The 1,125-nt window shown below is 61.0% G+C and carries 2 protein-coding genes; one reads left to right on the forward strand and one right to left on the reverse strand.

Annotated elements, in window-relative coordinates; genetic code table 11:
- Positions 1 to 57 precede the first annotated feature (57 nt).
- On the forward strand, positions 58 to 198 hold the full coding sequence (locus FJ980_RS33345; RefSeq protein ID WP_181165325.1) for a hypothetical protein: 141 nt from the start codon (positions 58 to 60) through the stop codon (positions 196 to 198).
- Positions 199 to 238: 40 nt separating this feature from the next.
- Here FJ980_RS33345 and FJ980_RS33350 read toward each other — a convergent pair whose 3' ends face one another.
- Positions 239 to 1,006 carry a metallophosphoesterase family protein gene (locus FJ980_RS33350; protein WP_140524800.1) on the reverse strand — a complete coding sequence of 256 codons (768 nt, stop codon included), beginning with the start codon at positions 1,004 to 1,006 and terminating at the stop codon, positions 239 to 241.
- Between the last annotated feature and the right edge of the window lie 119 nt (positions 1,007 to 1,125).

Below are 1,125 nucleotides of genomic sequence, written 5' to 3' on the forward strand. Positions count from 1 at the left end.
ATCGTTTCAACGCATTGGTAACCGCCTCGTGCACAGATGCAGGAAGCTCAACAAGAGATGACGTCCGTGAAAGCAGCGCTTCTGTCCTTTGCCATGATGTCCGCCATCGTGATTTGCGGTCTCGGCATCTATGCGGCCGATGCCGCCAACAACCACAACGCCGTCGACGGCTACGGCGTCACCGCTTCGCTGCGCTGAATAGCCGGACCGTTCGCGTCGTTTCCGCGGCGCGCGCCACTCAAGCTTCCCTTATTGTCATTGTCAGAATGCGTTTGTCGGCGTCCTCGACAACGAGCGCGCTCAGCATGCCTGATTGCCAGGCGAGCGTATCGACATTGACGCGGTTGGCCATGACTTCCGCCTCGGGAACGGGCGTGTGGCCGTGCACCACGATCTTCGGGAAAAGGCCGGCGTGATCGTGGAAAACGTCGCGGATCCAGATCAGATCCTGCGGATTCTGGTTCTCCAGGGCAACGCCTGGCCTGATGCCGGCATGGCAGAAGAAGAAGTCGCCGAAGCTGATTGAGAAGGGTAGCGAGCGCAGGAAGTCGATATGGTGTTGCGGTACGGCTTCGAGCAGAGCCTGATGCCCCCGTCTCATCGTCTCCATCCTGCCGAACCAGCCGGCGTCGGCCGCGAGGGGCACACCGTAGGATAGCGCCGTCTGGACCCCGCCATAGCGCATGAAAAGCCCGTCCGGGTCAGGGGTATCGAGAAAATCGAGAAAGCCGAGATCGTGATTGCCGGCAAGCATCAGGTTTCGCGGATCGCGTTTGCGCGCCTCGATCAGGAAATCGACGACCTCCTTGGAGTCCGGCCCACGGTCGACATAGTCGCCGAGGTGGATGACGCGCCAGTCGCGAGCCGGCTTCCATTCGAGCTCGCTCTCGATCCGCTGATGCATGGCGGCCAGCAAATCGAGCCGGCCATGGACATCGCCGATTGCGTAGAGACGCATGCCGTCCGGTCCGCGCGCGTCCAGGAAATGAATGTCGGGTTCTGCCAACGTATCGCTGTCTCCGTGATCAGGCCGTCGCCGACCTGGCTAGCGCCGGATCTGGTCCTTGCCCATGTCGGTCACCAGACGTTTTCCGCACAGCGACAATGTGATGTCCATCTCCTTAC

This window comes from Mesorhizobium sp. B1-1-5 (assembly GCF_006443065.1).
GTDB lineage: Bacteria > Pseudomonadota > Alphaproteobacteria > Rhizobiales > Rhizobiaceae > Mesorhizobium.